This is a genomic window from Sphingomonas sp. RS6 (assembly GCF_054489705.1).
Map to the genome: position 1 here is coordinate 217,456 of NZ_JBTMWM010000001.1, position 22,131 is coordinate 239,586.

Genomic DNA, 22,131 nt, shown 5'->3' on the forward strand with positions numbered 1-22,131 from the left:
ACAAGTTCAGCTATGGACCAGCGTGCCTACCCCCTGGCGGGTAAAGATTTCGAGCAGCATGCCGTGCGGGATGCGCCCGTCGAGGATCACCGCCGCGTCGACGCCGGCGGCGACCGCGTTGACGCACGTCTCGACCTTGGGGATCATGCCACCGGAGATCGTGCCGTCGGCCTTGAGCGCCGCGACGCGCGCCGCGTCGAGATCGGTCAGCAGGTCGCCCGATTTGCTCAGCACACCGGGCACGTCGGTCAGCAGGAAGAAGCGCTTGGCACCGCACGCGCCGGCAATCGCCCCGGCCATGGTGTCGGCATTGATGTTGTACGTGTGCCCGTCCGCCCCCAGCGCGATCGGCGCGACGACCGGAATGAAGCCCGATGCGGCGAGCGACTTGAGAATCGCGATGTCGACCGAGACCGGCTCGCCGACAAAGCCCAGATCGACATGCCGCTCGATGCCCTGCAACGGATCGGGTTCGCTGCGCTGGACCTTTTCGGCGCGGACCAGCCCTGCATCCTTCCCCGAAATGCCGACGGCCTTGCCGCCCGCGGCGCTGATCCAGGCGACGATTTCCTTGTTGATCGATCCCGCCAGCACCATTTCGGCGATCTCGGCGGTCGGCTTGTCGGTGACGCGCAGGCCACCGACGAAGGTCGATTCGACACCGAGCCGCTTGAGCATCCGGCCGATCTGCGGGCCGCCGCCATGCACGACGATCGGGTTGATGCCGACGGCCTTCAGCAGCACGACATCCTCGGCAAAGTCGCGCGCGAGCTCGGGATCGCCCATCGCGTGGCCGCCATATTTCACGACAAAGGTGGCGCCGGCATAACGCTGCAGATAGGGCAGCGCCTCGGTCAGCGTCTCGGCCTTGGCGAGCAGTGCGGGATCGGGAGCGTGGTTGGTCATGGCCGGCCCTTTAGAGCCGCTCAGGCGCGACGTCCATCAAGCGTGCGCCCCACCCACACGAAGAAATAGATCAGCGGCGGCACGAGGATCAGCGAGAGCACGACCTTGGTGAGCATCTGGCCGACCAGCAGTTGCCCGATCGGGAAGACGCCGTAAAAGGCCACGGTAACGAAAATCAGCGTATCGGTGATCTGGCTGAGCGCACTGGCGATCGCCGATCGCAGCCACAGCATACCGCCGCCACCCGCGCCGCCCTTCAGCGCCGAGAAGATGGTGACGTTCAGGATTTGCGAGATGCCATAGGCGATGATCCCGCCCAGCCAGATTCGCGGCGTGCCCGACATCATCAGTTCGAACGCCTGCAATCGATCCGGCTCCATGCTGGGCGACGCCGGCAGCGCGAGCACCACCAGCGCGAGCACCACGGACGTGACCAGCGGCGCGAAACCGAACAGCACCAGCTTGCGCGCGACATCGGTCCCGAGCAATTCCGCCACCGCGCTCGATACCGCCACCAGCAACAGGAAAGCGAAGATCCCCGCCTCCACCGCGAGCGGGCCGACGCCAACCAGCGTGCCGATCTGGCTGATCGGGCCGAGCGCGACCTGCTTGTTGCCGAGCACGCCGGCGATGCAGACCATGCCGCCATAGAAGATCGAGAGGAAGAAGAGCGAGCGCGGAATCGCGGGCCGGGTGTCCATCGGCGGTTGCTAGCGCCAAAGCGCGCGCCGGGAAAGTGTGGAGCGGCTCGCCACGCTTTCCCAGCTACCCACTGGCAAGATGCGTCGCGGCGTGTATGGTCGGCAGGTTTGCTGGCCGTGATTCCGGTAGCGCTTGGGACCTGCGACTTTAGAATGACTCACTTCCCGATCGGCATCTTCGGGGTGCTGGCGATATTGGGCATTGCCTTCCTGCTATCCAGCGATCGCCGTGCGATACGCCTCCGCGTGGTCGGGGCCGCCTTCGCGCTCCAGGCGGGCACTGCGTTGCTGGTTCTGCGGACGAGCTGGGGCCAGGCGGGGCTGCACACCATGGCCAGCGGCGTTTCCGCGCTGCTCGGCTATGCCAGCGCGGGCACCAGCTTTCTGTTCGGCAATCTCGCCAAGCCCGAGCTGGGCGGACAGAGTTTCGCGATCGCCGCGCTGCCGGTGATCATCTTCTTCGCCGCGCTCGTCTCGATTCTGTACCATCTCGGGATCATGCAATTCGTCGTCCGCTGGATCGGCGGCGCGATCGAAAAGGTCACCGGCGTCAGCAAGGTCGAGTCGCTGTGCGCGGCGGCCAACATCTTCGTCGGCCAGAGCGAATCGCCGCTGGTGATCCGCCCCTATCTGGCGCGACTCACCCCGTCGCAGCTGTTCGCGGTGATGAGCGTCGGCATGGCAGGCATCGCCGGCACCATCCTGGCGGCCTATGCCAGCCTGCTCGGCCCGGCATCGTTGCCCTATCTGCTCGCCGCCTCGTTCATGGCGGCGCCGGGCGGGCTGCTGATGGCCAAGATCATGATGCCCGATGTCGGCCCCGTAGCAAGCGACGACGCCATCGCCGACGAGGCCGAGGCGATTCGCGTTGCCGAAGCCGATATCGAGGAGGAGCGCGCCGCGAACATCATCATGGCCGCCGCGACCGGCGCGTCGACCGGCGTCAAGATCGCGGTGGCGGTCGGCGCGATGGTGCTCGCCTTCGTCGCGCTGGTCGCGCTGGCGAACGGCCTGCTGGGCGCCGCCGGCAGCTGGGTGGGCTATCCGGGGCTCAGCTTCCAGTCGATCATCGGCGCCATTTTTGCGCCCGTCATGTATCTGCTCGGCATCCCCTGGCATGAGGCGCTGAGCGCGGGCGGGCTGTTTGGCACCAAGGTGGTGCTCAACGAATTCGTCGCGTTCATCGATCTGGGCAATACCGCCGATCTCGCGCCGCGCAGCAAGGCGATCATCACCTTCGCGCTGTGCGGCTTCGCCAATTTCAGCTCGATCGCGATCCAGATGGCGGCAACCGGCAGCCTGGCGCCAAATCAGCGCCCGGTGATCGCCCGGCTGGGCATCAAGGCGCTGGTGGCGGGCAGCCTTGCCAACCTGATGTCGGCGGCACTGGCGGGGCTGTTGCTGCCCTGACGCCGGCGGGAAACGGGCGCCGGCTCCATCGAAGGGCAACGCCTGGCGCTTGCCCTGCGCCGTCAGGCGTTCGGCTCATCCCCCGCCAATCCCTTCGATCACCTTGCCCGTGCCGCCACAGACCGGACATTCGCCGCCATCGATCCGGCCGGAGCCGCCACAGCAGATATCCTCGCCGCTGCCCGGCGTGCCGGGCGCAGCTTCGTCGCCGGGGTTGAGGGGGTCGGCCATGATCCTGCTCCTAGCTGTCGATATGCACGGCCAACCAAACGCTTGGGCGGTCGGACGCGGTCCATGTCACCCAATGTTTCTGTCCTGCGGCGATCAGCAGGTGATCGCCGGGAACTAGCCGCACCTCGGCACCGTCCCCGATACGGATGCCCGCCGCGCCTTCGAGTAGCACCACCCACTCGTCCCAGCCCTGCACCATCGGCCTTTGCTCGGGCGTGGCCTGCCCGTGCGACACGATGCGCTCGATCCGCACGCCCGGCCGGGCGAGCAGATCGGTGAAGACCTCCCCCTCCCGCGCATCGGGCAGTGCCGCCAACAGGTTCGCCATCCGCACCCTATCCTCCTTCATCGCGCCGTCCTCTCCCTTGGCTTCCCCCGTCAAACACGCCAATAGCGCGCCATGCCCCGTTTCCAGTTCACCATCCACGCCACCGACGGCAAGGCGCGTCGCGGCACCATCGCGATGCAGCGCGGCGAGATCCGCACCCCCGCCTTCATGCCGGTCGGCACCGCCGCCACCGTCAAGGCGGTCAAGCCGCAGGACGTACGCGCGTCGGGCGCCGACATCCTGCTCGGCAACACCTATCACCTGATGCTGCGCCCCACCGCCGAGCGTGTCGCGCGGCTGGGCGGCCTGCACAAGTTCATGGGCTGGGACCGCCCGATCCTCACCGATTCGGGCGGCTATCAGGTGATGAGCCTGTCCGAGCTGACCAAGCGCAGCGAGGAAGGCGTCGCCTTCGCCTCGCACCTCGACGGCTCGCGCCACATGATGAGCCCCGAGCGCTCGATGGAGATCCAGCGGCTGCTCGGCTCCGACATCGTCATGGCGTTCGACGAGCTCGTGCCGACCACTTCCACCCGCGACGTGCAGGCCAGGGCGATGGAGCGCTCGATGCGCTGGGCCAGGCGCAGCCGCGCGGGCTTCGATTCGGGCGAGGAGCATGCCGCCCGCGCCGCCCTGTTCGGCATCCAGCAGGGCGCGCTCGACGAGGGGCTGCGCAAGGCCAGCGCCGATGCGCTCAAGGACATCGGCTTCGACGGCTATGCGGTCGGCGGCCTTGCGGTGGGCGAGGGCCAGGAGGCGATGTTCGGCGTGCTCGACTATGCCCCCGGCCAGCTCGACGCGACCAAGCCACGCTACCTGATGGGCGTCGGCAAGCCCGACGACATCGTCGGCGCGGTAGAGCGCGGCATCGACATGTTCGATTGCGTGCTGCCCACCCGCTCGGGCCGCACCGGCCAGGCGTTCACGCGCAGCGGCCCGATCAACGTCCGCAACGCCCGCTTCGCCGAGGATCAGGGGCCGCTCGATCCCGCCTGCCCCTGCCCGGTCTGCGGCACCTGGAGCCGCGCCTATATCCACCACCTCGTCCGCGCCGGCGAGATCCTGGGCGCGATGCTGATGACCGAGCACAATCTCTGGTTCTACCAGACGCTGATGGCCGATCTGCGCGCGGCGATCGAGGAGCAGCGGCTGACGGCGTTCGCGAACGACTTCCGGGCGAGGTATCAGGCGAAGCAGGGGTGATCGCCGCGCGGTGCGGGGCAAAAGCTGCCGCACCGCCGCGCGCGCCCCTCACCGTGTCCTATAATCCGGGAAGGACCATCGTCGCCCGGAGCCTCGCTTGCCCCATTCCCTAGACCGACCGCAGCGGGTGCTGTTCTATCTGCCGATGGTGACGAACTGGTGGTTCGTAAACATCGTCGAGCCGCTGATCCGCCGGCTGGCCGCTGCCCATGAGGTGCATGTCCTCGCGCCGGTTCCTTGGTGCGGCACCGGGCTGGGGCCAGAGGAACTGGCGCGCTGCACGGACCTGGCGGAGGTGCGCTGGTACATCATGGACGGACCCGACCATCCCAGCATGCGGACCGTGCCCGATGATGCCGAAGGGCTGATCGACTTCGTCCGCAGCATCGCGCCGGACGTGGTGCTGTGCCGCACCGCAGACCATGCAACCGCCGCCCGGTTCCCAGGCACCATGCGGTTGCTGATGGAGGGGCGGTTCGAACCCTTCGCGCCGCCGCCGCGCTGGATCCTGCTCGCCGAACGGCCCCATGATTACGGCCTGATCGCCCCCTTCTCGTACGACCAGAGCGATCGCCTGCGCGCGCTGATCGCGCCAGCATGGGATCGACTTCGGCAACGGCTCGTCCCGCCGCCGGGCGAGCGCGAAGCCCTGTTTTCCCGCCTTGCCATACCGCTCGACCGCCCGATGCTGCTGCTGCCGCTCCAATGCGAGACCGAAGACAATTTCCTCGCCATGCACCGGGTGGGCACCAAACCCAACGCGGCGCTGGTCGCGGAAGTCGCCGCGCAGTTGGGCGACCGCTTCACGCTGGCGGTGACCAACCATCCGCTCAACGATGCCCATTTGGACGCTGGTCCGCTGCTCCAGGCGATCGACGACTGCGACCGGGCAGTGCTGCTGCCCCCGACGATCGGCATGTTGCCCGCCACACTCGTCGCTGCCCGCCATGCCGACGGCATGCTGCTGGGCGATTCGAAGACGTTTGCGCTGGCCGGGTTTTTCGGGGTCCCGATGCTGCGGCGCTCGCGCTTCGCGACAGGCGCTTGGCTGAACGCCTATGCTGAGCTGCCACTGTTTCTCGACGATATCGCCGCAGGCAATGCCCGGACGCCCGACGCCGAAGAGGCCCAGCTGTGGTTCGCGCAATATCTGATCAACGACGCGTTCGATCCGACCGACCCCGCCGACGACGTGCTTGCGCGGCTTGCCCGGCCGGTCGATCCGGCTCGCTGGGACGCGGGGCTCGCGCGGCTGGAGCGTATCCTGCCGGCGCTGTTCGCGGCCGAGGTTCAGCCCAGCGGGTAAAGCGCGCCCGCCACCCATCGCAGCTCGGCGCGAAGCACGCCCCAGGCGCGCGCCGCCGCGCGACTGTCCATGGCCTCGATGCCGATGCCGCGCGCCTCCAGCGCCTTCACCAGCGATAGCGGCGGCCGCACCAGCGTCGCGCCGGTGCCAAGCAGCAGGAATTCCGGCTGCGGATCGATGGCAAAGGCAGGCGCCAGGTCCGCCTCGGTTAGTTCCGTCACCCCCGGCGGCGACCATCCATCCGCGCGCTGCGGCGTGATGATCAGCCCGTGATAGACATTCTCGTCGACACGAAAGCCGCCGCCGGAAAAGCCGGAAATCAGCGGCCCTTCCGCGCTGCGCCGTTCGATCTTCACGTTACGGCCGCTCGCGCGGACCCACCCGCTCGGCGTTGTTCGCGATCGAATCGCCCTTTTCGGGCTTCACGCCCGGCTTCAGCCCCAGCGTGATGAGCAGCGACGACGATACATAGACCGACGAATAGGTGCCGACCACGATGCCCAGCATCATCGCTGCGGTGAAGCCGCGCAGCACATGGCCGCCGAACAGCAGCAGCGAGCCGAGCGCCAGCAGGATGGTCAGCGAGGTCATCACGGTACGCGGCAGCGTTTCGTTGACCGACAGGTCGATCAGCTCGCTCATCCCCATCTTGCGGTATTTCCGCATGTTTTCGCGGATACGATCGTCGATCACCATCTTGTCGTTGATCGAATAGCCGATGATCGTCAGCACCGCCGCGACGATGTTCAGATCGAACACCAACCGGGTCAGCGCGAAGAAGCCGAGCGTCATAAGCACGTCGTGCAAAATGGCGACCGCAGTCGACACGCCGAACTGCCATTCGTAGCGCAGCCATGAGAAGATCGCGATGCCGATGATCGCCAGCAGCACGGCGATCACGCCGTTGCGAACCAACTCGCCGGACACCTTACCCGAAACGGTGGACTGGGTAGAGAAGGTCGCTCCGGGGAATTTGGCCTTCACTGCCGCGTCCACCTTTTCCACCATCGCGTTGGTCGCACCCGGATCGCTAGAGTCCGGCACCGGCAGACGGATGGTGACAAGATTCTTGCCGCCCATTTCCTGAAGGACGGTTTCACCAAAGCCGAGGGCGTTGACCGTCGCTCGCAGCTCGTCGAGCGGCGGCGAGGAGACGAACTTCTCTTCGATCGAGACACCGCCGACGAAATCGACGCCGAGGTTCAGCCCGCGCGCCGCGACCAGGCCGATCGCGGCAATCGTCAGCAGCGCGGTGATCGCGAATGCGATGAAGCGCGCCTTGACGAAGCTGATGTTCGTGTTGTCGGGGACGATCTTTAGGAGCCGCATGGTTCCGCGCTTCCTTTAAATGTGGATCTCGCTCGGGCGCTTGCGGCGCAGCCAGAGCGTGACGAGCATGCGCGTGAACACCACGGCGGTGAAGACCGAGCTGGCGATACCGATCAGCAGCACCACCGCGAAGCCGCGGATCGGGCCGGAACCGAGCACCAGCATGATGAAGCCCGCAATCGCATGCGTCACGTTCGCTTCGAAGATGGTGCGGCTCGCTTCCTTGTAGCCGAGCTCGACCGACTGCATCACCGTGCGCCCGCGCCGGCGTTCCTCGCGAATGCGCTCGTTGATCAGCACGTTGGCGTCGACTGCGGTACCGATGGTGAGCACGAAGCCGGCGATGCCGGGCAGCGTCAGCGTCGCGCTGAGCAGGCCCATCACCGCCAGGATGATCAGCACGTTGAGCGTCACGGCGATGTTCGCATAGACGCCGAAGCGGCCATAGGTCAGCACCATGAATACCACGACCGCGACGATCGCGATCACCGACGCGGTGACGCCGGCGCGGATCGAATCGGCGCCCAGTTCGGGGCTGACGGTCGATTCCTGGATCACCTTCAGGTTGATCGGCAGTTTGCCCGAACGCAGCGCGATGGCGAGTTCGTTTGCGCTCTCGACGGTGAATCCGCCCGAGATCGAGGCACTGCCGCCAAGGATCGGCTCGTTGATGTTCGGCGCTGAGATCACCTTGTTGTCGACGATGATCGCGAACGGCTTGCCGGTATTTTCCTGAGTCACCCGGGCAAAGCGCTTGGCACCGGCGCCGTCGAGCTGCAGCGTCACGTCGGGCCGGCCCTGCGGATCGTAGCTCTGCTTGGCATCGACCAGCATGTCGCCGGTGATCATCGCGGTGCGGTTGACCACGATCGGCGCGCCGTTTTCATATTGCAGCAGCTGCGAGCCGACCGGAATGTCGCCGCTGGCCACCTGCTGCGGGGTCACGCTGGTATCGACCAGCTTGAATTCGAGCTTGGCCGTCTTACCGAGCAGCGCCTTGAGCTGGCTCGGATCCTGGAGGCCGGGCACCTGTACGACAATGCGGTTGGTGCCTTCGCGGATCACGGTCGGCTCACGCGTGCCGAGCGCGTTGATGCGCTTGTCGACCACTTCGCGCGCGTCGTCCATCGCGGTTTCGATCTGCTGCGCCAGGCCCGCCTGGGTGGGCGTCAGCACGAACACGCTGGTATCGCGAACCGAGATTTCCCAATCGCGCTGGCCGGTGGTGCCCACGCCGTTGGTCATCGGCAGCAGCTTTTCGCGCGCGGCATCGACCTGGCTGGGATCGCGCACCATGAAGCTCAGCTTGCCGCCCTGGATCGAAATATCGCCGATCGCGACACGCGGGTCGCGGCGCATCGCCAGGCGCACCTGCTCGCGCATCTGCTCGAGCTTGGTCTGCTGGACATCGCTCGTATCGCCTTCGAGCAGCAGATACGAACCGCCGGCAAGATCGAGGCCGAGATTGACCGCGGGCTTGGGCACCCAGCTCGGCCAAGTGTTGCGGACGCTCTCTGGCACCAGGCTCGGCACGGCGAGCAGCACCATCGCGGCAAGGCCGATGACGATCGACCAAACCTTCCAGCGCGGGAAATCGAGCATCAGTCGTTCGCGGGCTTGGCGCCGAGCGGGCGCACTTCGGCGAGCGTCGACTTGACGGCACGCACCTTCACGTTCGGGCCGAGTTCGATTTCGACCTCATGATCCTCGACCCGCATCACCTTACCGACCAGGCCGCCCGCCGTGATGACGGTGTCGCCCTTCTTGACGGCCTTGACCGCATCCTGCAGCGCCTTCATCCGCTTCTGCTGCGGACGGATCATCAGGAAATAGAAGACGACGAAGATAAGGACGAGCGGCAGCATCGAAACGATTCCGGCGGCGGTGCCGCCCGCGCCTGCGGCCTGTGCATATGCTGGTGTGGCGAACATGGGTTTCCGAAAAGCCTGAATTAAGGGGGCGCGGAATGGCCCCATTTCAAGCGGCGGGCGCTATCACGGGGCGCCCTGCCGCGCAACCACTTGTCCCCGTGGGGTGCGGGACCACCCGTTCCCCGGCGGGACGCACACGCCCCGCCGCGGGCCCGGCGAATGCGACGGCGGCTATTGCCCGAGGATATCGAGCGCGGCGGCGGTCATCGCCTCGGTCGCGGTGCCGATCACCGCCTCGGCATCGGGCGCCCATTGTGCCGAATGCAGCGACGGCAGCGTCGCGTTCCCCGCCTTGGCGGCTTCCCACTTGTCTTTCGGCACGCCGCCGACCCAGAAGATCGTGCTCTGGATGTTCGGATCGGCAAGGTAGAAGCGGCCGAAATCCTCGCCGCCCATCACCGGCTTGGTCTCGACCACCCGGTCATCGCCGAAACGCGTGGCAAAGACCTGTTTGAGCCGGCCCGCCAGCGGCTGGGTGTTGAAGGTCGAGGGCGTATATTCGTCCTTTACGGTGACGACAGGCATATGATCGTCGGGCACGCCGGCCGCGATCGCCTCGCCGCGCGCGATCCGGGCGATCCCGTCCAGCAACTGCTTGCGCGACTCCGGCGTGAAGCTCCGCACCGTCAGCAGCATCGTCACATCGTTGCCGATGATATTGTGCTTCGATCCGCCGTGGATCGCCCCCACCGTCACCACGGCCGGCTGGAGCGGGTCCATTTCGCGGCTGACCAGCGTCTGCAGCGCGGTGACGATCCGCGCCGCCAGCACGATCGGGTCCTTGGTCGTGTGCGGATAGGCGCCGTGGCCACCCACCCCCTTCACGACGATGTCGACCGAATCGACATTGGCGAGCGCATAGCCCGGCGTCACGCCGATCTGGCCGGCGGGCTGGCTGGCGCTGTCGTGAAAGGCGATGGCGTAGTTCGGCCGCGGGAAGCGGGTGAACAGCCCGTCATCGAGCATGTCCTTCGCGCCCCGCCCGCGCTCTTCAGCCGGCTGGGCGATCATCACCAGCGTACCGTGCCAGCGGTCCTTCATCGCCGCCAGGTTGCGCAGCGTGCCGACCCAGCTCGCCATGTGCGTGTCGTGCCCGCAGGCGTGCATCACGCCGCTTTCGATCCCTTCCTCGGTGACCGCGCGAACCTTCGACGCATAGGGCAGCCCGGTGTCCTCGGTCACCGGCAGGCCGTCCATATCGGCGCGGATCAGCAGCACGGGGCCATTGCCGTGGCGCAATACCGCGACGACGCCGGTGCCGCCGACCTTCTCGGTCACCTCGAAGCCCGCCGCCCGCGCCGCGTCCGCCAGCTTTGCGGCCGTCTTGACCTCGTGCAGGCTGAGTTCGGGATTGGCATGAAGATCGCGATAGAGCGCCATCAGCTGCGGCATCGCCCGGTTCGTCGCCTCGCGAACCCGATCGGCAGCATGGGCGGGCGCGGCCAGCGTCAACGCCCCCGCCAGGAGCAGCAATCGAACCATCTTGTCCCCCGAATTGCCATGCCCGCACTCTCCCCCGCGGACGCCATGGTGTCAAACGGCGGGGGCGATCTCGATCACGTCCAGCTTTGATTCGAACTGCGGATAAGGCAGCACGAGCCGCCAGCGCAGCGGAGCGATCCGTTCGACATAGCCGATCATGTCGCGCGCATCGTCGAGCCCGTAGCGGATCGGCACGCGCTCGTCCCCGACGACGAGCGTCCCCAAAAAAATGCCGCGGGCCGCCGAGTCGGCGAACAGAAACCCGTCGGGCCGCTGCACGCCAATCTGCGCCTGGAAACCCCGCCCGTTGTCCTTCGCCGTCACCGTGCAGGGCTGCCAGTCATAGCGGACGAAGCCGGCAACCGCGGTGCCGCCGCCGCCCAGTTTCGACGTCCGGCAGCGATAGGTGCCGGGCGGCGGCAGCGGATCGTCGAGCGCGCGATCGGGATCGAACAGCGCCGGATCGTCGGCGATCGTCGCGCCCGCCGCAGCTTTCGCTGCCGGCAGCGCGTCGTCCCAGGCCGTGCGCCAGTTGCGCAGCCGCTGGCGATCCTGATCGGTCGCCAGCGCGCGCCAGCCCGCGCTCGTATCGATCTGTGTCGACGTGCCCTCGCGATAGACGCTGCAGCCGCAGACAGCGGCCGACGCCAGCATCGCCGCCGATGCGCGCAGGGCCCTGCTCGTGAACAAGGCCGTCACGCAGCCGTCCAGCCGCCGTCAATCGAATAGTTCGCGCCGGTGATCTGCGCCGCTTCGTCACGGCAGAGGAACAGCGCGAGCGCGGCCACTTCCTCAGCCTGCACGAACTGCTTGGTCGGCTGGGCATCGAGCAGCACGTCGTTGATCACCTGCTCGCGGGTCATGCCGCGCGTCTTCATCGTATCGGGAATCTGGTTTTCGACCAGCGGCGTCCAGACATAGCCCGGCGAAATGCAGTTGACCGTGATGCCGAAGGTGGCGGCCTCCAGCGCAACCGTTTTGGTAAGCCCCGCGATCGCGTGCTTCGCCATGATGTACGCGGTCTTGTTCGGGCTCGCCACCAGGCTGTGCGCCGAGGCGGTGGAGATGATGCGCCCCCATTTCGCCTGCTTCATGTGCGGCAGCGCGGCACGGATCATGTGCCAGGCGGACGACATGTTGATCGCGATGATCGCGTTATACTTCTCGATCGGGAAATCCTCGATCGGCGCGACGTGCTGGATGCCGGCGTTGTTGATGATGATTTCCGGCCCGCCGAGTTCGGCGTGGCAACGCTCGACCATCGCGGCGATCTCATCGGGCTTGGTCATGTCGGCCGCGTCGTAAAGTGCGCTTGCGCCGCTGGTTTCCGCCAGTGCCGCGCGCTCGCGCTCGATCGCGTCGGCATCGCCGAAGCCGTTGATCATCACGCTCGCGCCCTCGCCCGCCAACGCCTTGGCATAGGCGAGCCCGATGCCCGAGGTCGAACCGGTGATCAGCGCGGACTTACCCTTCAGGAACATCAGATCAATCCTTCCAACTAGCGCTTGGTGAGGTCGAAGGCGGCGGTGCGGCCATCGAGGATATCGCGGGCGACGATCTGGGCATTGGCCATGGTTTCGGCAACCGCAGAACGGCCTGCCTGCCAGTGTTCGCGCATCGTCCGAGCAGAAAATTCGAAGTCACGCGCGCCGCCTTCCCAGGCATTGGCGCGATAAATCAACTGCACCAGGCTGACCGGATATTCGGTCACCAGCGCCCGCACCGCCTCGACATCGGGATCGTCGGCGAGATCGGCGGGCAGCTTGTCGAGCAGGCGCCGGACCGTCTCGCGCGCGGTGCGCAGTCGCATCCGTTCGTCCGAGATCGCACGCGTCCGGCTGGAATAGCGGATTTCCTTTTCGCGCGCCATCACGTCCATGATCGTGCGCGGCATGGTGCCGGCGGCGGGGAACAGATCGACCTGGAAGATCAGCGTGCCGGCCTCCTGCCGGTCGAGCACATGGGTGAGCGGCGTGTTCGACACTAGGCCGCCGTCCCAATAGAATCGCCCGTCGATCTCCACCGGCGGAAGCCCCGGGGGCAATGCGCCGGACGCCATGATGTGGCGGGCGTCGATCCGATCGTCGCGCGTGTCGAAATAGCGGAAATTGCCGCTTTCGATGTCCACCGCCCCCACCGAAAGCCGCACCGGCCCGTCGTTCAGCAGATCCCAGTCGACCAGCCGGTTGAGCGTTTCGACCAGCGGTGCCGTGTCGTAGAAGCTGAGCGCCCCGGCGCTGCCCGGCACGGCAAAGCCCGGCGCCAGCGGTCGCGGCCGGAAAAAGCCGGGCACGCCGCCGATCATCACCATCGCCGCGGCCCATTCATGCGCGAACTCTCGCATCCGATCGTTCAGCGGAATCGAGAAATCGCCCAGCGCGCCGGTGATGCCTTCCCAGAAGGCGCGAAAAGCCTCCAGCCGGCGCTCGGGCGGGTTGCCCGCGAACAGTGCGGCGTTGATCGCACCGATCGAGATGCCGGCGACCCAGTCGATCTCGACGCCGATCGCGTCCAGCTCCTCGACGACACCGGCCTGGAAACTTCCCAGCGCCCCGCCGCCCTGAAGCACCAGCGCGACACATTCCGGCAGGGGCATCCCCGGTGGGGAACGGCGGCGTACGCGAGACTCGACATCGGCCATGCCGTGCGGTGTGGCGCATCGTTCGCTGCGGAGCAACATCAACCTTGGCGATCGAAGATGCAGTCCGGTGCAACGCAGCGCGCTTTCGCGCATTGTGCGACGAAGCGAAGGCGCGGATGCGCATCTTTTTGGGGGAATCGCCATGCGGCTCGACGATCTTGACCCGACCGACCATGCGAGGGACCTGGGCTCCGGCGGCGGTGGCGGCGGCTTTCCGCTGCTCGGCCTGCTGCCGCTGTTTCTCGGGCGCGGCATGGGTTGCGGCGGCATCGCGCTGATCGGCATCGTCGCGCTGGTGATCTTCGCGATGGGCGGCGGTGGCGGGATGCTGGGATCGAGCGGCGGCCAGAGCGGCGCCGGCCAATCCTCCACCGTCGGCCAGTCGGGCGCGAGCGTCTGTCGCGTCAACGAGCGCCGGCTTGAGGCGTGCCGGGTGATGACCAGCACCGACGATACCTGGGCGGCGATCTTCCGCGAGCTCGGCCGCAATGATTATCGCCCGGCGACGATCAACTTCTTCCAGGGCGGCGCGCAGACCGGTTGCGGCGCCGCCACCTCGGCGGTCGGCCCGTTCTACTGCCCGAGCGATGACGGCGTGTATATCGACACCGCCTTTTTCGATGAGCTTCAGAACCGGTTCGGCGCCAAGGGCGATTTCGCCCGCGATTATGTGATCGCGCACGAAATGGGCCATCACGTCCAGGATCTGCTCGGCACCTCCCAGCAAGTGTCGCAGGCACAGGCACGCGCGTCGAAGACCGAAGGCAACCAGCTTTCGGTGCGGCTCGAACTCCAGGCCGATTGCTATGCCGGCGTCTGGGCGGCGCGCAACCGCGACCGGCTGGAGCCCGGCGATGTCGAGGAAGGCATGACCGCGGCCAATGCGATCGGCGACGACACGCTCCAGCGCGAGGCACGGGGCAGCGTCGTGCCCGACAGCTTCACCCACGGCACCTCGGCACAGCGCATGGCGTGGCTCCGCCGGGGGCTGGAGACCGGCGACCCGCGCCAGTGCGACACGTTCAACGCGGCGCTGTAACCGTTATCGCTTGACCCGCCCCCCCCGGTCCGTGACAGAAAGGGCCGACCGGGGGGAGACAGTGATGCATTCGACGACGGAGGAGCGCGGCGCATTCGCGTTCCTGGGCAGTTGGCGCGAGTTCGCGCCGATCGCGTTCACCAACCTGCTGCTGACACTGGTGACGCTTGGAATCTATAGTTTCTGGGCACGCACGCGTGAGCGCCGCTATCTGTGGAGCCGCACCCGCTTCATCGACGACACGCTTGAATGGACCGGCACCGGGCTGGAGCTGTTCATCGGCTATCTGATCGCGATGGTCGTCGTGTTCGTCCCGCTCGCCGGGCTGCAATGGCTGATGCAAGCGCTGATCACGCGCGGCCATGTGCTCTCGGCGGGCCTGATCGGCCTCAGCCTGTATCTGGCGCTATTCTATCTCGTGGGCATCGCGCTGTTCCGCGCGCTTCGCTATCGATTGAGCCGTACCTTCTGGCACGGCATTCGCGGCGGCAGCGACGCGCAGGGGTTCCGCTATGGTCTGTCGCACATGTGGCGCACCATCGTCGGCGCGCTTGCGCTGGGCCTGCTGGTCCCCTGGGCGATGGTGTCGCTGTGGAACCGGCGGTGGCGCGCGATGAGCTTCGGCCCCTATCGGTTTGAGTGCGATGCGCGCGCCAGCGGGCTGATGGGACGCTACCTCCTTTATTATCTCGCCCCGATCGTGCTGGTGATCGGCGGGGTCTTCATGGCGGTCCTGACGGGCAGCGTCTCAGCAGAGGCGCCGCCCACACAGGGCGCGATCGCGCTGGCGGTCGTGCTGATCTACCTCCTGTTCTTCGTCGTGTTCGGGCTGATCGCGCTGCATTATTATGCGGGCTATTTCCGGGAGGTGGTCGGAAGCCTGTCGCTTGGCGACCTCGAGTTTGAATTCACCGCCGGCACGGGCGACTGGGTGAAGCTGATGCTCGGCAATATCGGTCTGGTCATCATCACCCTGGGAATCGGCGCGATCTTCATCGGCTATCGCAACTGGTCGTTCTTCGTGCGCCACCTGCGCGCCTATGGCACGCTCGACCTGGCGACCTTCACCCAGTCGACCACCCGCGCGCCCGGCCAGGGTGAAGGGCTATTCGACGCGTTCGACATGGGCGCGCTGTGACGACGGCGTCGCGCGTCTGGCATTATGACGGGCGCAGCGGCGATCGCTATGAGGCGGTGATCGCGGTCACCGCCGATGGCTGGCATTTCACGCTCGATGGGCCGGCGGTCGATCCGGGCCCCTATGCCTTTGCCGATCTGCTGCCGCAGAGCGCAAGCGGCCCCGACGCCCGGTTTTCGCTGCGCGGACGACCGGGCTGGCGGATCGGCTTCATCGACGCGCCGGCGCCCAACATCGCCGAACGCCTGCCGAAGGCGGTGCGCTATGGCCGCGCAATCGACCGGTTCGGCCTTTGGCAGTCAGTCGGCGTCCTCGCGGTCATCGCTGTTCTTATCGTGGTCGCCGTGCTGCAACTGCCGGCGATCATCGCCAGCCTGATCCCACGATCGACCGAACGGCAGATGGGATTGCTGCTCGTCGGCAATTTCGGCAGCTATGCCTGTTCGACCCCCGCCGGCGATGCGGCGGTGAAGGCACTCACCGCCCGCCTGGACGCGGGCGACGATGTGACGATCCGGGTGGTCCGCGTGCCCGTCGTCAATGCGGTGGCGTTTCCCGGCGGGCAGGTGGTGCTGTTCGACGGGCTGATCCAGCAGGCGAAATCGCCCGACGAGGTGGCCGGCGTGCTCGGACACGAGCTGGGCCATGTCGCGCATCGCGACGGGCTGGAGGCGCTGATCCGCCAGTTCGGGCTGAGCATGGCGCTGGGCGGTATCGACGGCAATGTCGGTGCGTACAGCAGCGCGCTGCTGAGCGCGAGCTACTCGCGCAAGGCCGAGTCGCGGGCGGACGATTTCGCGATCGAGACGCTGCGGACGGCGAACATCTCGCCGGCACCCACTGCGCAGCTCTTCGCGCGACTGGGGCATGAGGAGGCGCTGCCCGGCGGCGCGGAGCGCGTGCTCGGCTATCTCGAATCGCACCCGCTTTCGCGCGAACGCGAGGCGCGGTTCACCGGGAGCGCGTCGAAAACGGCCCGCTACACGCCCGCGCTCACGCCCGCCCAGTGGCAGGCGCTGCGGACGATGTGCGCCGAACGACGCTGACCGGCTCAGGCCAGCCCGAGCATCTTCCCCGCGAGCGTCGACAGGCCGGCAACGGCGATCGATAGCCCGAGGATGAGCTGGGGGGTGGCGACGAACCGGCGGACCGGGATGGCGATGGCACGTTCAACCTTTGACATGCGACCATAATGCCCGAACCGGCGGGAAAGTCTCACCGACAATCGCGATGACTGTAATGCACTGCGTCGCTCGCAGGCCCGCGCTGGCGATGCCGCCGCCGACGCGCTACATCGCCGGGCATGACCAGCCTGCCCCGCCTCGCCCATCATCACACCCCCGGCGCCGCGCCGACGATCGTGTTCCTGCCCGGCTATCGATCTGACATGCAGGGATCGAAGGTGCTGGCGCTGGAGGCATGGGCACAGGCGCGCGGACAGGCGTTCCTCCGCTTCGACTATGCCGGCTGCGGCGATAGCGAAGGGGCGTTCGAGGATCAGACACTGGCGAGCTGGCGCGACGATGCGCTGCGGCTGATCGACACGCTGACGGCGGGGCCGATCGTGCTGGTCGGTTCGTCGATGGGCGGGTGGATCATGCTGCTCGTCGCCCAGGCCCGGCCCGAACGGGTGGCAGGGATGGTCGGCATCGCCGCCGCACCCGACTTCACCGACTGGGGCTTTACCGAGGACGAGAAACGAATCCTGGCCGAACAGGGCCGGCTGGAACAACCCAATGACTATTCGGACGAGCCGATGGTGACGACGCTCAGCTTCTGGCGCTCCGGCGAGGCCAATCGCGTGCTGGCCGGGCCGATCGACTTTGCCGGCCCGGTGCGATTGTTGCAGGGGCAGCGGGATCGTGAAGTACCCTGGCAACATGCGCTGGCGATCGCGGCCGCGCTGCGTTCAGACGCGGTGCAGACCTGGTTCGTCAAGGATGGCGACCACCGGCTTTCGCGCGATGCCGACATCCGCCTGTTGTTGCGCGCCACTGAGGACGTTCTCGATACATGCTGCTCCCCTTCCTCCTCCTGATCGCGCAGGACCAAGCGCAGACGACCGGCACGACGGCAAAGGCCGGGCCGGTGCTGCGCGATGCCGCATCCGCAACATCCAGCCATCACCCCGCGCCGGTGAACGGTGAACCGCCGCGCTTCACCCAGTGCATGGATCTGGCCACCGGCGCCGATCCGCAGGCGGGCGTCGCCGACGCGCTGAAATGGCAGGGCGAACAGGGCGGCATGTTCGCGCGCCAGTGCCTGGCGGTCGCCTATGCCAACCAGCAACGCTGGGACTCGGCCGCCGTGGCTTTCGAGGACGCGGCGAACGAAGCCGAGGCGGGCAAGGACGCAGCGCGCGCCGCCGCCTATTGGGCACAGGCCGGCAATGGCTGGCTGGCGGCCGGCGATCCGGCCAAAGCACGCGGCGCGTTCAACGCGGCGATCGCGACCGGCGTGCTGAAGGGGCTTTATCTGGGCGAGGCCTATCTCGATCGCGCGCGGGCGGCGGTGGCGGCGAGCGACATGGCGGCGGCACGCGCGGACATCGACGTCGCGCTCGCCAAAGTGCCCGCCGATCCGCTCGCCTGGCTGCTGTCGGCGACGCTCGCCCGGCGGATGGACGACCTGCCCCGCGCGCACAAGGACATTGCCGAAGCGGTGCGCAGCGCCGGCGACGATCCCTCGGTCCAGCTGGAGGCAGGCAATATCGCTGCCGCCTCGGGCGACGCGGCGGGCGCGCGGGCCGCTTGGGGCAAGGTGGTGAAGATCGCACCCGGCAGCGCAGCGGCAAAGGCGGCGCAGGCCGCGCTGGCGCAGTTCGAGACGACCTCGCCCTAGCGGCGGCGCTGGCATCCGGGGGGGCGGGCGCCTATCTCGCGGGCAAGGCATTGAGGGAGTGCATGCGCGTGAAATATCTCCATACCATGATCCGCGTCACCGATCCGGACGCGACGATCGGGTTCTTCGACCTGCTGGGCCTGAAGGAAACCCACCGCATCGTGAGCGAAAAGGGCCGCTTCACGCTGATCTATCTCGCCGCCGACGCCGATATCGATCCCGAAACCGGGCGCGGTCGGGCGGAGGTGGAACTGACCCACAACTGGGATCCGGAAGATTATGGCGGGGGCCGCAATTTCGGCCATCTCGCCTTCCAGGTCGACGACATCTACGAAACCTGCCAGCGGCTGCTGGATGCCGGCGTGACGATCAATCGCCCGCCGCGTGACGGCCACATGGCGTTCATCCGCACGCCCGACAAGATCTCGATCGAGCTGCTCCAGAACGGCCATCTGCCGCCGCAGGAGCCCTGGGCTTCGATGCCGAACACCGGCGAGTGGTGACCCAGCGATGAGCGAACTCCAGATCGTCCGCATCCCCGCGCTCGCCGACAATTATGTCTGGCTGGTGCACGATGACGCCAGCGGCGAGACCATCGTGGTCGATCCCGCCCAGGCGGCGCCGGTGCTGGCAGCGCTGGCCGAGCGAGGCTGGGCGCTGACGGCGATTTGGAACACGCACTGGCATCCCGATCACACTGGCGGCAACGCCGAACTCAAGACGGCGACCGGCTGCGCCGTGATCGCGCCGGCCGCGGAAGCCGCGAAGATCCCGACCGCCGACCGGCTGGTCGGCGAGGGCGATCGGGTGGCGATCGGCGCCCATGATGCGACCGTCCTGAACGTGCCCGCGCATACCGCTGGGCATATCGCCTATCACTTGGCCGACGATCGCTGCGTGTTCGTCGGCGATACGCTGTTCGCGATGGGCTGCGGCCGGCTGTTCGAGGGGACGGCGGCGCAGATGTTCGCCAACATGCAGCGCCTCGCCGCGCTGCCGCCGGAGACGCGCGTTTATTGCGCGCACGAATATACGCTGTCGAACGGCCGCTATGCGCGCGCCGCCGAGCCCGACAATGCGGCGATCCGCGAGCGGCTGGCCGAGGTCGAGCGGCTGCGGGCAGCGGGCGAGCCGACGGTGCCGACGACGATCGGCGCTGAACGCGCGACCAATCCGTTCATGCGCGCCGACAGCGTCGAAATGCTTGCCGAGCGCCGCGCCGCGAAGGATAGTTTTGCCGGCTGATGCGTAGCTGAAGGACGATATCGACAGGGAGAGGCAAAATGCGGCGTCTATGGCTCATCACGGCAGTCGCGGTTGCGGGCTGCACGCACAATGCCGAATACCAGGCGTCCCGCGACGCGAAGGCGCAGCGCGAGCTGGCCGACGCGCTGGGCGATCGGCTGCCCAGCAAGCCGCAGGACTGTATCAGCCCCGGCATGGCAGACGGTCCCCAGGTGATCGACGAGCGGACCATCATTTATCGGCTCGCCGGGCGGGTCTATCGCAACGATCTGGTCGCCGCCTGCCCCTCGCTGGCGCCCTATGCGACGCTGATCGTCGAGATGCGCGGCACCCAGCTGTGCCGCAACGACCTGTTTCGCGTCCTCCAGCCCGGCATGATCGTGCCCAGCGCAAACTGCCGGTTCGGCAAGTTCACGCCTTATACCCGCAAAAAGACCGACTGAGCCGCCTCACAGCACATAGCGGCTGAGATCGGTGTTGCGGGCGATGCCGGCGAGTTGCTTGTCGACATAGGCGGCGTCGATCGTCAGGTGGGTGCCCTGGCGATCCTCGGCGTCGAAGCTAACTTCCTCGAGCAGCTTTTCCATCACGGTCTGGAGCCGGCGCGCGCCGATATTCTCGACCTGGGCGTTCACCTCGGCCGCGATTCGGGCGACCGCGCGGATGCCATCCTCGGCGAAGTCGATCGTTACGCCTTCGGTGCCGAGCAGCGCCGCATATTGCTGCACCAGGCTCGCCCGCGTGTCGGACAGGATGGCGACGAAATCCTCCTCGGTCAGCGCGGTCAGCTCGACTCGGATCGGCAGGCGGCCCTGCAATTCGGGTAGCAGGTCGCTGGGCTTTGCCACATGGAACGCGCCGGAGGCGATGAACAGGATATGGTCGGTCTTCATCGGCCCATATTTGGTGGCGACCGTCGTCCCCTCGATCAGCGGTAGCAGATCGCGCTGCACGCCCTCGCGGCTCACCGATCCGCCGCGCACGTCGGACACGGCGATCTTGTCGATCTCGTCGAGGAAGACGATCCCGTTGGCTTCGGCATCCGCCAGCGCCACGCGGCTCACCTCGTCCTGGTCGAGCCGCTTGTCGGCCTCTTCCTCGACCAGCTTGGTCCAGGCCGAGCGGACGTTGAGCTTGCGGCGTTTGAGCGGCGTGCCGGTCAGCCCCTTCATCATTTCGGAGAGGTTGATCATCTGCGGCGCGCCGCCGGGAACGTCGAACGGCATGTGCGGCGTCTGTTCGACCTCGATCTCCACTTCGGTATTGTCGAGCAGCCCCTCGTTGAAGCGCTGGCGGAACGCCTCGCGGGTTGCGGTGCTCGAATCCTTGCCAGTCAGCGCATCGAGCAGCCGGCCCATCGCCGCTTCCTCGGCCTTGTCCTTCACCGCCGAACGACGGCGATCCTTTTCGAGCCGGATCGCCTCCTCGACCAGATCGCGGGCAATCTGTTCGACGTCGCGGCCGACATAGCCGACCTCGGTGAACTTGGTCGCCTCGACCTTGACGAACGGCGCGTCGGCGAGCTTGGCCAGCCGCCGGCTGATCTCGGTCTTGCCGCAGCCCGTCGGCCCGATCATCAGGATGTTCTTCGGCGTCACCTCGTCACGCAGCTCGGCGGCGAGCTGCTGGCGGCGCCAGCGGTTGCGCAGCGCCACCGCCACCGCCTTTTTGGCGTCCTTCTGGCCGATGATATGGGCGTCGAGCGCAGCGACGATCGTCTTGGGCGTCAGGGTCTGGTTCATCGGATGTCTGGGGTTCTTTTTGCAGCTAAGTTTGTGAAGTTCACACTCGTGCGCGATCAGCTTGCGCTTTCGAGCGTTTCGATGGTCAGGCGGTCATTGGTGTAGACGCAGAGGTCTCCAGCGATCTTCATCGCCTTGCGCGCGAGCGTTTCGGCATCGCTTTCATAGTCGACCAGCGCGCGTGCGGCGGCGAGCGCGAAGTTGCCGCCCGAGCCGATCGCGGCGACGCCGCCTTCGGGTTCGAGCACGTCGCCATTGCCGGTCACCACCAGCGTCACATCCTTGTCGGCGACGATCAGCATCGCTTCGAGGTTGCGGAGATATTTGTCGGTGCGCCAGTCCTTGGCGAGTTCGACCGCAGCGCGCAGCAGCTGGCCCTGATGGCGCTCCAGCTTCGATTCGAGCCGTTCGAACAGCGTGAAGGCATCGGCGGTGGCACCGGCAAAGCCCGCGATCACCTTGCCGTCGCCCAGCGGGCGCACTTTCCGCGCGTTGGGCTTCATCACCGTGTTGCCGGCCGAAACCTGGCCGTCGCCCGCAATCACCACCTTGCCCGATTTGCGCACGGAGAGGATCGTCGTGCCGTGCCACGCATTGTTCTTGTCGCTCATGGCCCCGCATATGGGTTGCCCGGGCGAGGGTGCAAAGGGGGGCGCGG

General features: G+C 67.0%; 26 protein-coding genes. 11 read left to right on the top strand and 15 right to left on the bottom strand.

Annotated elements, in window-relative coordinates:
- Positions 1-6: 6 nt before the first annotated feature.
- Both argB and ACX40Y_RS01065 read right to left on the bottom strand, forming a co-directional pair.
- A complete protein-coding gene (gene argB / locus ACX40Y_RS01060) occupies positions 7-906 on the bottom strand; it encodes an acetylglutamate kinase (protein ID WP_459117676.1) in 900 nt (299 codons plus the stop codon).
- Between the two features lie 20 nt (positions 907-926).
- A complete protein-coding gene (locus ACX40Y_RS01065; protein ID WP_459117677.1) occupies positions 927-1,607 on the bottom strand; it encodes a queuosine precursor transporter in 681 nt (226 codons plus the stop codon).
- Between the two features lie 153 nt (positions 1,608-1,760).
- On the opposite strand from ACX40Y_RS01065, the gene ACX40Y_RS01070 reads away from it, so the two are divergent.
- Positions 1,761-3,017 (top strand): NupC/NupG family nucleoside CNT transporter, encoded by a 1,257-nt coding sequence (locus tag ACX40Y_RS01070; protein ID WP_459117678.1) that lies wholly within the window; start codon positions 1,761-1,763, stop codon positions 3,015-3,017.
- A gap of 75 nt (positions 3,018-3,092) precedes the next feature.
- On the opposite strand, the gene ACX40Y_RS01075 is transcribed toward ACX40Y_RS01070, so the two are convergent.
- Positions 3,093-3,248, bottom strand: coding sequence for a hypothetical protein (locus tag ACX40Y_RS01075; RefSeq protein WP_459117679.1), 156 nt, complete (start codon positions 3,246-3,248; stop codon positions 3,093-3,095).
- A gap of 10 nt (positions 3,249-3,258) precedes the next feature.
- Entirely contained in the window at positions 3,259-3,597 is a 339-nt protein-coding gene (locus tag ACX40Y_RS01080; protein WP_459117680.1) for a cupin domain-containing protein, read from the bottom strand.
- A gap of 51 nt (positions 3,598-3,648) precedes the next feature.
- Here ACX40Y_RS01080 and tgt point away from each other — a divergent pair, with 51 nt between their 5' ends.
- Both tgt and ACX40Y_RS01090 read left to right on the top strand, forming a co-directional pair.
- Positions 3,649-4,779 (top strand): tRNA guanosine(34) transglycosylase Tgt, encoded by a 1,131-nt coding sequence (gene tgt, locus ACX40Y_RS01085; RefSeq protein ID WP_459117681.1) that lies wholly within the window; start codon positions 3,649-3,651, stop codon positions 4,777-4,779.
- 127 nt (positions 4,780-4,906) lie between these two features.
- A complete protein-coding gene (locus ACX40Y_RS01090; RefSeq protein ID WP_459117682.1) occupies positions 4,907-6,085 on the top strand; it encodes a hypothetical protein in 1,179 nt (392 codons plus the stop codon).
- On the opposite strand, the gene ACX40Y_RS01095 is transcribed toward ACX40Y_RS01090, so the two are convergent.
- The 8 genes from ACX40Y_RS01095 to ACX40Y_RS01130 form a co-directional block, all read right to left on the bottom strand.
- Positions 6,070-6,441, bottom strand: coding sequence for an Mth938-like domain-containing protein (locus ACX40Y_RS01095; RefSeq protein WP_459117683.1), 372 nt, complete (start codon positions 6,439-6,441; stop codon positions 6,070-6,072). The two genes, ACX40Y_RS01090 and ACX40Y_RS01095, sit on opposite strands and share 16 nt — an antisense overlap.
- Position 6,442: 1 nt before the next feature.
- Positions 6,443-7,414, bottom strand: coding sequence for a protein translocase subunit SecF (gene secF / locus ACX40Y_RS01100; RefSeq protein WP_459117684.1), 972 nt, complete (start codon positions 7,412-7,414; stop codon positions 6,443-6,445).
- Between the two features lie 15 nt (positions 7,415-7,429).
- Positions 7,430-9,016 (bottom strand): protein translocase subunit SecD, encoded by a 1,587-nt coding sequence (gene secD, locus ACX40Y_RS01105; RefSeq protein WP_459117685.1) that lies wholly within the window; start codon positions 9,014-9,016, stop codon positions 7,430-7,432.
- Positions 9,016-9,345: a preprotein translocase subunit YajC gene (yajC, locus tag ACX40Y_RS01110; protein ID WP_459117686.1), complete on the bottom strand. Its 330-nt coding sequence runs from the start codon at positions 9,343-9,345 to the stop codon at positions 9,016-9,018. Before yajC ends, secD begins: the two co-directional genes overlap by 1 nt.
- Before the next feature lie 171 nt (positions 9,346-9,516).
- Positions 9,517-10,827 (bottom strand): amidohydrolase, encoded by a 1,311-nt coding sequence (locus tag ACX40Y_RS01115; RefSeq protein WP_459117687.1) that lies wholly within the window; start codon positions 10,825-10,827, stop codon positions 9,517-9,519.
- 51 nt (positions 10,828-10,878) lie between these two features.
- The gene (locus ACX40Y_RS01120; RefSeq protein WP_459117688.1) at positions 10,879-11,526 is read right to left on the bottom strand and encodes a DUF4893 domain-containing protein; all 648 of its coding nucleotides are present in this window, start codon (positions 11,524-11,526) and stop codon (positions 10,879-10,881) included.
- Positions 11,523-12,308, bottom strand: a complete 786-nt coding sequence (locus tag ACX40Y_RS01125; RefSeq protein WP_459117689.1) for a 3-hydroxybutyrate dehydrogenase — start codon at positions 12,306-12,308, stop codon at positions 11,523-11,525. The genes ACX40Y_RS01120 and ACX40Y_RS01125 overlap by 4 nt, the downstream gene beginning before the upstream one ends.
- Before the next feature lie 17 nt (positions 12,309-12,325).
- A complete protein-coding gene (locus ACX40Y_RS01130; RefSeq protein WP_459118376.1) occupies positions 12,326-13,468 on the bottom strand; it encodes a patatin-like phospholipase family protein in 1,143 nt (380 codons plus the stop codon).
- A 142-nt stretch (positions 13,469-13,610) separates the two neighbouring features.
- Between ACX40Y_RS01130 and ypfJ the strand changes: the two genes are divergently transcribed.
- From ypfJ to ACX40Y_RS01145, 3 genes are all read left to right on the top strand, one after another.
- Positions 13,611-14,507 (top strand): KPN_02809 family neutral zinc metallopeptidase, encoded by an 897-nt coding sequence (ypfJ, locus tag ACX40Y_RS01135; RefSeq protein WP_459117690.1) that lies wholly within the window; start codon positions 13,611-13,613, stop codon positions 14,505-14,507.
- A gap of 64 nt (positions 14,508-14,571) precedes the next feature.
- Positions 14,572-15,645 (top strand): YjgN family protein, encoded by a 1,074-nt coding sequence (locus tag ACX40Y_RS01140; protein ID WP_459117691.1) that lies wholly within the window; start codon positions 14,572-14,574, stop codon positions 15,643-15,645.
- On the top strand, positions 15,642-16,691 hold the full coding sequence (locus ACX40Y_RS01145; RefSeq protein ID WP_459117692.1) for a M48 family metallopeptidase: 1,050 nt from the start codon (positions 15,642-15,644) through the stop codon (positions 16,689-16,691). Before ACX40Y_RS01140 ends, ACX40Y_RS01145 begins: the two co-directional genes overlap by 4 nt.
- Positions 16,692-16,696: 5 nt before the next feature.
- Here ACX40Y_RS01145 and ACX40Y_RS01150 read toward each other — a convergent pair whose 3' ends face one another.
- On the bottom strand, positions 16,697-16,828 hold the full coding sequence (locus ACX40Y_RS01150; RefSeq protein ID WP_459117693.1) for a hypothetical protein: 132 nt from the start codon (positions 16,826-16,828) through the stop codon (positions 16,697-16,699).
- A 120-nt stretch (positions 16,829-16,948) separates the two neighbouring features.
- Between ACX40Y_RS01150 and ACX40Y_RS01155 the strand changes: the two genes are divergently transcribed.
- The 5 genes from ACX40Y_RS01155 to ACX40Y_RS01175 all read left to right on the top strand — a co-directional run bounded on the left by ACX40Y_RS01155 (position 16,949) and on the right by ACX40Y_RS01175 (position 20,174).
- Positions 16,949-17,683 (top strand): alpha/beta hydrolase, encoded by a 735-nt coding sequence (locus ACX40Y_RS01155; protein ID WP_459117694.1) that lies wholly within the window; start codon positions 16,949-16,951, stop codon positions 17,681-17,683.
- Complete coding sequence (locus ACX40Y_RS01160) at positions 17,659-18,486, top strand: hypothetical protein (protein WP_459117695.1); 828 nt, start codon at positions 17,659-17,661, stop codon at positions 18,484-18,486. The genes ACX40Y_RS01155 and ACX40Y_RS01160 overlap by 25 nt, the downstream gene beginning before the upstream one ends.
- A 68-nt stretch (positions 18,487-18,554) precedes the next feature.
- A complete protein-coding gene (locus ACX40Y_RS01165) occupies positions 18,555-18,989 on the top strand; it encodes a VOC family protein (RefSeq protein ID WP_459117696.1) in 435 nt (144 codons plus the stop codon).
- Between the two features lie 7 nt (positions 18,990-18,996).
- Positions 18,997-19,731: a hydroxyacylglutathione hydrolase gene (gene gloB / locus ACX40Y_RS01170; RefSeq protein WP_459117697.1), complete on the top strand. Its 735-nt coding sequence runs from the start codon at positions 18,997-18,999 to the stop codon at positions 19,729-19,731.
- 38 nt (positions 19,732-19,769) lie between these two features.
- Positions 19,770-20,174: a hypothetical protein gene (locus ACX40Y_RS01175; RefSeq protein ID WP_459117698.1), complete on the top strand. Its 405-nt coding sequence runs from the start codon at positions 19,770-19,772 to the stop codon at positions 20,172-20,174.
- A gap of 6 nt (positions 20,175-20,180) precedes the next feature.
- Here ACX40Y_RS01175 and hslU read toward each other — a convergent pair whose 3' ends face one another.
- On the bottom strand, positions 20,181-21,473 hold the full coding sequence (gene hslU / locus ACX40Y_RS01180) for an ATP-dependent protease ATPase subunit HslU (RefSeq protein ID WP_459117699.1): 1,293 nt from the start codon (positions 21,471-21,473) through the stop codon (positions 20,181-20,183).
- A 56-nt stretch (positions 21,474-21,529) separates the two neighbouring features.
- Positions 21,530-22,084, bottom strand: coding sequence for an ATP-dependent protease subunit HslV (gene hslV / locus ACX40Y_RS01185; protein WP_459117700.1), 555 nt, complete (start codon positions 22,082-22,084; stop codon positions 21,530-21,532).
- Positions 22,085-22,131: the final 47 nt, after the last annotated feature.